At 37.4% G+C, this 10,714-nt stretch carries 12 protein-coding genes; all 12 read right to left on the bottom strand.

Annotated elements, in window-relative coordinates; translation table 11 throughout:
* A partial coding sequence (locus L877_RS0108420) for a transposase (protein WP_026835686.1) occupies positions 1-263 on the bottom strand: 263 nt, incomplete at its 3' end.
* Positions 264-326: 63 nt separating this feature from the next.
* A complete protein-coding gene (locus L877_RS0108415; RefSeq protein WP_026835685.1) occupies positions 327-746 on the bottom strand; it encodes a hypothetical protein in 420 nt (139 codons plus the stop codon).
* 62 nt (positions 747-808) lie between these two features.
* Positions 809-1,795, bottom strand: coding sequence for a YPYG domain-containing protein (locus L877_RS0108410; protein ID WP_026835684.1), 987 nt, complete (start codon positions 1,793-1,795; stop codon positions 809-811).
* Positions 1,796-1,885: 90 nt separating this feature from the next.
* Positions 1,886-2,317, bottom strand: coding sequence for a MerR family transcriptional regulator (locus tag L877_RS12755; RefSeq protein WP_051437768.1), 432 nt, complete (start codon positions 2,315-2,317; stop codon positions 1,886-1,888).
* 141 nt (positions 2,318-2,458) lie between these two features.
* A complete protein-coding gene (locus tag L877_RS13585) occupies positions 2,459-3,205 on the bottom strand; it encodes a MerR family transcriptional regulator (RefSeq protein ID WP_026835683.1) in 747 nt (248 codons plus the stop codon).
* Between the two features lie 2 nt (positions 3,206-3,207).
* On the bottom strand, positions 3,208-4,587 hold the full coding sequence (locus L877_RS0108395) for an MATE family efflux transporter (protein WP_026835682.1): 1,380 nt from the start codon (positions 4,585-4,587) through the stop codon (positions 3,208-3,210).
* Positions 4,588-4,722: 135 nt separating this feature from the next.
* The gene (rlmD, locus tag L877_RS0108390) at positions 4,723-6,102 is read right to left on the bottom strand and encodes a 23S rRNA (uracil(1939)-C(5))-methyltransferase RlmD (RefSeq protein ID WP_026835681.1); all 1,380 of its coding nucleotides are present in this window, start codon (positions 6,100-6,102) and stop codon (positions 4,723-4,725) included.
* Entirely contained in the window at positions 6,089-6,574 is a 486-nt protein-coding gene (locus L877_RS0108385) for a VanZ family protein (RefSeq protein ID WP_051437767.1), read from the bottom strand. The genes rlmD and L877_RS0108385 overlap by 14 nt, the downstream gene beginning before the upstream one ends.
* 72 nt (positions 6,575-6,646) lie before the next feature.
* Positions 6,647-8,923, bottom strand: a complete 2,277-nt coding sequence (locus tag L877_RS0108380; protein WP_026835679.1) for a hydratase — start codon at positions 8,921-8,923, stop codon at positions 6,647-6,649.
* Positions 8,924-9,044: 121 nt separating this feature from the next.
* A complete protein-coding gene (locus tag L877_RS0108375; RefSeq protein ID WP_051437766.1) occupies positions 9,045-9,344 on the bottom strand; it encodes a DUF1294 domain-containing protein in 300 nt (99 codons plus the stop codon).
* Positions 9,345-9,346: 2 nt separating this feature from the next.
* A complete protein-coding gene (locus tag L877_RS0108370) occupies positions 9,347-9,769 on the bottom strand; it encodes an aspartate carbamoyltransferase regulatory subunit (RefSeq protein ID WP_026835677.1) in 423 nt (140 codons plus the stop codon).
* A 22-nt stretch (positions 9,770-9,791) separates the two neighbouring features.
* The gene (gene pyrB, locus L877_RS0108365) at positions 9,792-10,712 is read right to left on the bottom strand and encodes an aspartate carbamoyltransferase (RefSeq protein ID WP_026835676.1); all 921 of its coding nucleotides are present in this window, start codon (positions 10,710-10,712) and stop codon (positions 9,792-9,794) included.
* Positions 10,713-10,714 lie beyond the last annotated feature (2 nt).

Genomic DNA, 10,714 nt, shown 5'->3' with positions numbered 1-10,714 from the left:
AGACGTTTATTGTCCTTTTCCAGGGCTTTTATCCTCTTACGCAGTTCAATCATTTCTGCGTTAAGTGTACGGGCATTAGAGGGCGAATGAGCACCTTCGCCGATGTCAAGACTTCCATCTTTGACTTGTTTATTCCAGTTATAAATGGTATGTGCGGGTATGCCGAGCTCTTTTGCAGCACGTTGAACGCCAATTTCCTTACCAAGTTTAACTGCTTGGATTTTAAATTCCATGTCGTATTTACGTTGTTTTTTTGTTGCCATGTGGCACCTCCTTTGGGTTGTATTATATCACTACAAACTTCCTAAGAAAAGTGCCAACTATTATTATATTACATCATTATCATTATAAGTATCATTGTCGTTATAAGTGTCATTGTCATTATAATGATACTTATTATTTGTAAATTTTTTCGACAATGCATTGACCTTTACAATGATTTTACAACTTAGTTTATACCTGCCCACTTTCGCCTTCACCTTTGTTTTGCCATTCTTAAGCGGAACAATCTTACAATGGTTTTTCTTTTTTCCGCTAACAGATTTTATCTTGACTATTTTTTTATTCTCTACTGTCCATTTCACTCTTGACTTTGGATTCTTTACTTTTACGGATACACTTGACATTTTTTTTATCGTGATTCTATTTTTTGTCAATCTTGTTTTTTTTGATGCCTCAACATCACTTCGCCAAAAGCCTGATAAAACCGATAATATCAAAATTATAAATATAATTCTCTTCTTCATAGTATTCCTCCTAACATATATCGATACCGTAAATCTAATATTAATTTAACAAATGAATAAAATCAATATACTATAAAATACTTAACAACTGGATTATTATCAGTTCCAGCAACTTTTGCCTCACATGTAAAACTATATTTATCGCCATTTGATTTAATAGTACATCCTGCCTTAAGAAACCATGTTTTCTTATTTATTGGTCTTTCAGCATATTTCATCGTATAATAATGAAGGTTAAAAGAATCATTATAATTCCACCTACCATAATCTTCTGCCGCTGTCCAAGCGCTTATAGGATCAAGCCTTTTGCTTAGCACTTTTCTCATGCGTTTTTTCCTGTTTTGCTTAGCAATATTCTTTTTGGAATTAAAATATAACACAATTGACTTCTTCTCTGCGTTTATCTTCCCCACTTTCGTGACCAGTACTTCTTTTGCTAGTTTTTTTCCTGGCCATGTATATTTAAGTGTTCCAATCGAATAATCCATTTTGCTGATTGCATGTTTGAATTTCGCCTTATATCCATGTTTCTTGGTGATTCTGATTGCACTTGAAACTGATTTCCCTTTAATTTTTTTCAAGATATTGACTTTGTTTTCTTTTTTTAATTTTCCTTTTACGGTGTCTGATTTTGACTCTTCTGTTTTATTTGTAGAATCATCATCTTCCACAATTTCTTCCGATTCATTTTGGTTGTCAAAATCACTTGCCTTAACACATTTAAATGTTACTCTAGATGAAGGATCAACCTCTTGACCTGATTCAGGATTTTGTTTAGTAATTATCCAATTTGATGTATCAAATATAAACATATATCCATCTGGCTCATAATCTATATTATCAAAACCTTTTGATTCCAATTCTTTTATAGTTTTTTCTAAATTTGCACCATAATAATCGTCAATAACAATTTTCTTTCCACCCATTTCATTAATATCATTACTACTAGAAACATCAGAGCTTATATTTCCTTCATAATTCATCTTCTCTGCTGAACACCCACATATTAACAAAACAAGTATTGACATAATTATAATTATCTTCTTCATGTTGTCACCATCCTCTTTTTTAACTCTAGTATTTTTAAATCCACGCCCACAATGTTACTAGAAAAGCACTTTAAAACACATGCATTACCTCTACACCGACATCTTCCTCAACAACTCATTCCATTGGTTAAGGAAGCTGCTTCCTGCGAAGCTCTCATTTAGGCTTTTTTCATCATAAGTTTTCACATCAGTTACATCCATTGATACACTCTTGAGCTGATTTAACAGATTAATATTGCCATTAATCCTCTTTTTCTTCTTCTCAAGGACATCAATCGCTTTGTCGTACTCTTTCACAAAATCAATTTCTGGAGAGTCTATGATTTTCTTAACCTCACTTCTCTTGTAGCCGGACTGAATAAATACTTGTATGAGCATAAGCATACCTATGGCCTCATCGTCATATAGCCAATATCCTGCACTTGACTTTTCCGTAGGTTTTAGTAATCCTACCTTATCATACTCCTGAAGGGTCCTTCTCGAGACCCCGACTATTTCACATACCTCTCTAATCTTTTTCATGATTACGACCTCCACAAGAATAATATACACCTGCACGCAACGTGCAGGTCAATACTTTGGAGCAAAAAAATAACGCTAGAATTATTCCAGCGTTAAAAACATCGATAAATCAGTGTAATTGTTTACTTATACACCATTTTTCTATATTAAATCTAATTTGTAATTATTTATCATCTCCTGTGCCGCTTCGCGCACAATCTTTCTACCATTAACCCCCAGCATTTTATCCATGTTATCATAGAATCCCTCATCTGCTAATTCTTCAAGCATTTGGATAAATTCTTCTGATGGCTTTTCGTCATCAAAAATCCCTTCATTTTTGAAAAAATTGAATACACGCAATATCTTTTCTTGATTGTTCGGATCATCTATGCCATCATCATAATGCATCACTATCTCAAACAGCACAAGCATAATATTATGATATTTAAATTCATATTCATCTTCCATCATATAGTCTACAATTTCTTCAATAGACACTGAAGTTTCGGGAAGTATACGAGCAACCCAATCATCAGCTAATTCGGGGGATATCTTATCCTGTAATACTCTTTTATATTCTTGATATACTATTCTATATACTCTCATGTACTCCAGAATATTCTCTATTCTTTTTTTCTTATCTTCCAAATTTTCAACAATCTGATCAATATTTTCTAAAGTAAAATAGCCGTGATCAAGAATCTCTTTAATTTGTTTTCTCGTATAACCCGCACATGACATCATCTTAATACAGATGATAGTTCCAATCGCTTCGTCGTCATAAAGCCAATATCCACTCTCAGTTTTGTCCGTAGGTCTGACGAGTCCCATCCGTTCATACCCTTGCAGGGCCCTTCGTGAAACTCCTGTCCTCTTTACCACTTCACTGAGGCGATACAGTCCCATTATTAAGTCTCCTCCTTTTTCCTGTTGACAACAGATTTACCAAACCACTTCTTCTTGTACCAATAATACATGACGATAAGCCCACGGATGCACTCATCGGTAGCAGTTCCGGCAAATATTCCGGCAACTCCAACTCCCATAGCAACGCCAACAACATATCCTGTGGTCAGACCAAGTCCCCAATTACATATAATACCGGCTATCAATGGGAATACATAAGCTCCTGCTGCTTTCAGACTACTTACAAAAGTCATATTAAGACAGCGTCCTGCTTCAACAAATATGTCAGCAATCATTATCATCTGACCGAGAGCAATGACATTCTCATTCTGTGTAAATATTTGCATCGTATACCTACATAGCAAAGCATTTATCCCCGATAATGCAATCGTTATTGGCATGGATGTCCTTAATGTCTTAAATACTCGCTTGTATGCCTTTTCTGATTTTCCTGCACCCACGAGATGTCCCGTTATTATCTGAGTAGACATTGCACAAGAGTTGGAGAAAATCATTCCAAAGGAAATCAGAGTATTGCAGTATGCTCTAGCATTTACAGCATCATTTCCCATTGCATTTACAAATGAGAGTAATGTGGTCTGGTAGAGATTATAAGTAAGATGCTCTCCCGCTGTAGGAAGACCTATCTTAATCATTTTAATAAGAAGTTTTCCTGGGAAAGGTCTCAAATATTTCAGAGAAATCCTACCAATCTTCATGACATAGAAGAAAACTATCACGGCAATAACTGCCAAAACTCTAGCAACAACCGTTGATATTGACACTCCTGCAACTCCCATTTTCAGGAACGACAATGGTCCATAAAGGAAACAATAATTTCCAACTATATTAAAAATATTGATTGCAAATGTTACCCACATACCTATCTTGGTATAGCCGTTACATCTAAGAATCTGAAGCATTACGTTAAATACTGCAGTCACAGCTCCAGATCCACCTACAATATAGATGTATATCATGGAATACGGACGCATCTCCGGTGATACATGGAGAAAATCCATGATAAACGGATTAGCCGCGCAGAACAAGCCACTAATTGCAAATCCAACAATTAGATTTACGATTACGGAAAGCGTATAAATCATATTCATCTTCTTATACTGCTTTGCTCCGAGATACTGAGCAACAACAACACTTGTCGCCGTTGCAATGATATTAAACAAAATGTTCATCATGAACATAATAGTATTGGCATTACCCACTGCTCCAACCGCATATTCGTCATAGTGACTAAGCATAATTGTATCCACATTGTGGAGCATAGTATTGAGCAGCATTTCAAGAAACATCGGACCTGCCAAGAAAAGCAGCGGTGTTTTCTCGTCAATTACGATAGAACTCTTCTTACCCATTTTAATCATATACCTTTCATTTAAACTGTTACTTTTATCCCTTAGAATCCCTTAAACAGATGATTACTTCAATGAAAGATTCCCTACTATCTTCATTATCATCATCCCTATCCGGCACAGAATGCGTATAGCAAGCACATATGTTTATTTTACCACACTTCTACTTAAGAGGCAAACCGTCTCAACCCCTCTTGTCCACGGAAACATATCAACACACACAGCCTTTTCTGGATAGTAGCCATACTCTATGAACATCTCTAGGTCTCTTGCGAGAGATGTTGGTTTACAGGAAATATATATCATCTTCTCGACTCCATATTCAAGAATCTTTCTTAGTGCTTTAGGATGAACGCCTTCCCTCGGTGGATCAAGAATGATATAATCCGGTTTATCAGCAATATTATCAAGCGCCTTCAGCACATCATCCGCTATAAATTCTACATTGTCAAGTTTATTGAGTTTCGCATTCTCCTTAGCAGCTTCCACCGCCTCTTCAACAATTTCAACACCAATCACTTTTCCCGCAACAGGTGCAATAATCTGACTGATAGTCCCCGTTCCACTGTACAAATCAAAGACCACATTCTTCTTTTCATCACCTAGGTATTCCCTTGCAATCGAATATAGTTTTTCTGCTCCGTAAGAGTTTGTTTGAAAGAAGGAAAATGGCGTGATTTTGAATTTTAATCCCAATATTTCCTCGTAAAAATAGTCCGCTCCATATAAAACATCAATCTTGTCAGCTCGTACCATATCTGCAAGGCCATCATTGGTCATGTGGAGTATTCCAGCCAAACTCCCCTGAAGATCAAGTTCCTGAATAGCTTTCGAATATCCAGAGATTAACTCATCATCATCTTCAATTTGTGAAGTCGTCACAAGGCAAAGCATGATTTCCTGATTCTTCCTTGATCTCCTGACAAGCAAATGTCTGAGATATCCTTCATGGCTCATCTTATGATAATATGAAATATTTTTTTCAGCAAAATAATTAAGTGTTGTCGCCAAGCACTTGCGTATATCCTCATGTACAATTCTACATTCTTTTACCGGAACAATGTCATAAAAGCTTCCCTTTTTGTGTAATCCCAAAGTCAATGGTCCGTCTTTGATTTCATCTCCAAAGGAAAACTCCATCTTGTTGCGATATTCCCAGATATCTGGGCTCTCAACGCATGTATCAAGTTTTATATCCGGAACAACATTGGTAAGAAGCTCTCTAACTTGGCTGAGCTTAAGTTCCGTCTGTCTATCATATGACATGCTCTGATAAGAACATCCTCCACATTCACCAAAATGAGGGCATGGTGGAACTTGATTCTCCACTTCAGAAGCCTCGACAACTTCAATCAAGCGCCCTTCTTTTTTATTGGTCTTATTCTTGGTCAGCCTAAAAGAAACAACTTGTCCGGGCAGAACATTTTTCACTATTACCTTGTCTTCCTCGCCCTCTACTTCGACGACTCCTTTATTGGGAAATTTTAATTTCATCACTTTTCCCTGATATATCTCATTTTTCTTCATCAATCTTCTTCCTTTTAAATCGCGTTATTAATAGTATCACCAACAGCCCAATACATGCGCCTAGACAGTCATTAATTACATCCAAAACCTTTCCGTCCCTACCCGGAACAAACATTTGATGCAATTCATCACTGGCGGCATAAAGCAACGTGCACAAACCTGCAATCATAAATACCCTCCACTTTGAGGTCCTAAATGAATCCCAAAAGCCGAAAAATAACATTGCCAAAACCGCGTATTCCAAAGCATGGGCACACTTTCTAATATCATAATTAATACTAAATGCTAAGTTGTATTGTTCCGTCTCGCTCATCCTCTGATATTCGGGTACCACAGCATTGCATATCATTCTTCCAACATACAAACTCTCTGAATCAGATTCATTGCCGGGCGTGGCGGAAAAAGAAAAAATAATACCACAAACAATTACAATTAACACCAAGTAAAATATTCTGTTATTGTTTCTAAACATAACCCACTATTCCTCTATATACAAATCAAGGCCCACCTTATCAGTGAGCCCTGATGAATATATCATTTATTCTTATTTTCTATTGTAGTTAATCAAGCAACCCTTGAGAATAATCTCTCTCTCATCATCTGTCAAAGCTCCGAGATGAAGTTCCATCTCCTTCATGCCCTTATTGGCAACATATGCTTTGATAGTATCTTCTTTGTTTTCGATTGCCTTCTTGATATCCTTAACAAAGATATAATCATCTTTGTCGAACTCAAGCTCACCATCAAATACAAATGGAAGCATTCCCCAGTTAATGAGATTTGAACGATATCTCTTAGTCGCATACTCACGGGCAATATTGGCCATTCCGCCAAGTACTCTCTGACAACTTGCCGCCTGTTCTCTAGCTGAACCGTCACCAGGCTTAACAGCAAAAATCACACTTCCAATCTCTGTCTCCTCTGGTTTTGCATCGAACTTTTCATTGATTGCTTTATATACGCTCTCAAGTTCAGGATCTACTGCAAATATATCTTCTCCTGCAAGTCTCGCCTTCTCTGCTTTCTGAACTTCCTTGGCTTTACCAACATATGCAGGGTCCTTTCTTGAAAGTGTAAACTCAGCAAGTCCCAAAGGATTAGAACGATATGATGATGTCTCTCCAGAAGGGATGAGCTCATCTGTCGTTGTTACAGGATCATGAATCATTGAAACTGCCTTCAACAATACATTTTCTGTAAGTGGGAACATCTCTGGCCAATCAACGATATTAGGACCAAATTTAATCTCAACTGATGGATCAGCCTTTCCTACTCCGTTGTATACACGATTCTCATAAATATTCTTATCATAGAAATACTTTGGCTTATTATAATTTACATCTATATCAGTTGCGGCTGTAAGATATCCCTTATTAGCTGCTGTTGCAGCAATAGAACGAGCATCCATAAGCGCAACAGATGCAATCTGACCATTTGTAACCTTTGATCCCTCTCTATTAGGGAAGTTACGTGTTGAATGACGGATACTAAGACCGCCATTGCTTGGAACATCACCTGCACCAAAGCATGGTCCACAGAATGCAGTACGCACTGTAGCTCCTGTAGCCAACAAGTCTGCATAACATCCATTCTTAGCTATTTCCATCATAATAGGCTGACTAGCTGGATATACGCTTAGAGAGAATTCATCAGCGCCGATGTATTTTCCTCTAAGAATATCCGTAGCATCACAGATATTCTCAAATCCACCACCGGCACAACCAGCGATAACGCCCTGCTCTACATAGAGCTTACCATTCTTAATCTTATCTGTAAGTGTAAACTTAATGTCTTTATTATTGTCAAGACTGACAAGAGCTTTCTTCTCAACATCACGGAGGATATCCTCAAGATTGTTATTAAGCTCCTCAATAGTATATACATTACTTGGGTGGAATGGCATTGCAATCATAGGTTTGATCTTAGACAAATCAACCTCAACCACACCATCGTAGTAAGCTACATCTTGTGGATTAATCTCTTTAAAGTCTTCGCTTCTTCCATGTATGTCATAGAATTCCTTTACCTTGGAATCTGTTTTCCATATTGAAGATAGACATGTTGTCTCTGTTGTCATAACATCAACACCAATTCTATAATCAACACTTAAGTTATTAACTCCATCTCCTACAAATTCCATAACTTTATTATTGACATAACCATTTTCAAATACCGCGCCAATAATTGCCAAAGCGATATCCTGAGGACCAACTCCCTTAGCAGGCGCTCCCTTAAGATAAATAGCAATTACACCAGGCATAGCGATATCATATGTCTGCTCGAGAAGCTGCTTAACGATTTCTGGGCCACCTTCGCCCATTGCCATCGTTCCAAGAGCTCCATAACGAGTATGGCTATCAGAACCAAGAATCATCTTTCCTCCGCCAGCAAGCATCTCACGGGCAAACTGGTGGATAACTGCCTGATGAGGTGGAACATAGATTCCGCCGTACTTCTTAGCACATGACAAACCAAAAACATGGTCGTCTTCATTGATAGTACCACCTACGGCACACAAACTATTATGACAATTTGTCAATACATATGGCACCGGAAACTTCTCAAGTCCTGATGCTCTTGCAGTCTGCAAGATTCCAACAAATGTAATGTCATGAGAAATAAGCTTGTCAAACTTAATGTTCAAGTTCTGCATATTTCCAGACTTATTGTGGTTTTCTAATATTCTATATGCCATAGTTCCTTTCTTGGCATCTTCTTTGCTTGTCTTAACTCCAAGGCTGTCAAGCTTTCCCTGCTCGTTCTCCGGAACTAATTCTTTTCCATTAACGAGATAAGCTCCGCCGTCATACAAATTGATCATTGTCTCTCTCCTTACTCTGATAAATTATAATCTTCTATGATTGACGCGCTTTAAAAGTCAAAACACATCATTCAATATTATACTTCTTATTTCTCTATTTTGCAAATATTTTTTCTATACATCATAGCTTTACATGTACATACATCCATATGAAGAATGCCATGTATAATAAAGCAAACAGAGGCACCGTTATGCGAAACTTGTTCTTCTTGGTCTTATGATGAAATGCTCTCATACCAAGATATGCTCCAAAAGCCCCACCTATCACAGCCAAACTAATCAAACAATTTTCTGATATGCGATATTTCTTGTGTTTTGACTTCCACTTATCAATCCCATATATGAAAAACGTGAGAATATTTATCACTGCTACAAAATACAATATTAAATCTTGGTGAGCAAAATAAAACTTTTCCAACATAACTACTCCTTGAATTTCTGCTCACAATACATACATCTGTATACTCGTTCCTTCGGATCCGTGAGTACAAACTTGTGATCCAGTTCCTGTTCAATAGAAGTTATGCATCTTGGGTTCTTGCATTTAATGATATTGGTCACTACCTTGGGAAGCTTCAACGCTCTCTTCTCAACAATATCATTGTGTTCAATTATGTTAATAGTGATCTTATCATCGAGAACTCCTAGAATATCAAGATCAACTCTAAGCGGCCCTTCTATCTTGATGATATCTTTTTTGCCCATCTTGTTGCTCTTGGCATTCTTGATGATTGCAACAGAACAATCGAATTTTTCAAGTCCCAGATAATCATAAATCTTCATTCCATGTCCGGCTTTAATGTGATCAATTACCACACCTTGATCCAATCCACCAATGTTAAGCATTCTTTCACCTAATTCCTTTCTATCAATCTACTTTAATACCGAGAAGCGTCATAATCAAAGCCATGCGAATATAAACTCCATACTGAGCTTGCTTAAAATACACTGCACGAGGATCCTCGTCCACCTCTGTAGAAATCTCATTCACTCTAGGAAGTGGATGAAGCACCAACATATCTTCTCTCGCAAGTGCCATCTTTGCTGCATCAAGTATAAAACTATCCTTCAAACGAATATAGTCTTCCTCGTTAAAGAATCTCTCCCTCTGAACTCTTGTCATATACAGAAGATCCATATCTCCAATGACAGAATCCAAATCACTTACCTCTGTATACTTGATGTTGTTAGCATCAAGTGTTCCCTTGCGCAAATAGTCCGGTATTCGAAGTTCAGGTGGTGATATGAGAACAAATTCTACATTTTCATATCTTACCATGGCATTTATAAGTGAATGAACAGTTCTACCAAACTTGAGGTCTCCACAAAAACCAATTTTAAGATTGTCAAATCTTCCCTTGAGAATATTGATTGTAAGCAAATCTGTCAAGGTTTGTGTTGGATGATTGTGTCCACCATCCCCGGCATTGATAACGGGAATTCTGGAGTGCATAGATGCCACAAGCGGAGCACCTTCCTTGGGATGGCGCATTGCACATATATCCGCATATGAAGAAATTACCCTTATAGTATCCGATACACTTTCGCCCTTTGCCGCTGAACTTGAGTCAGCAGAAGAAAAACCAAGAACACTACCACCTAAGTTGAGCATAGCAGCCTCAAAACTTAGTCTGGTACGTGTGCTTGGTTCATAAAAACACGTTGCAAGTTTCTTTCCCTTACAACATTCTGAATATTTTTCTGGATTGTCAATTATTCTCTTGGCAAGACAAATCAAATCATCTAACTCTTCTGGTGATAAATCGAGAGCATCCATTATATGTCGCATAT

Origin of the sequence: Eubacterium xylanophilum ATCC 35991, assembly GCF_000518685.1 — a bacterium.
GTDB lineage: Bacteria > Bacillota > Clostridia > Lachnospirales > Lachnospiraceae > Eubacterium_F > Eubacterium_F xylanophilum.
Note: the sequence above shows the minus strand (reverse complement) of the source record. Positions and strands in the feature narration are given on the sequence as shown.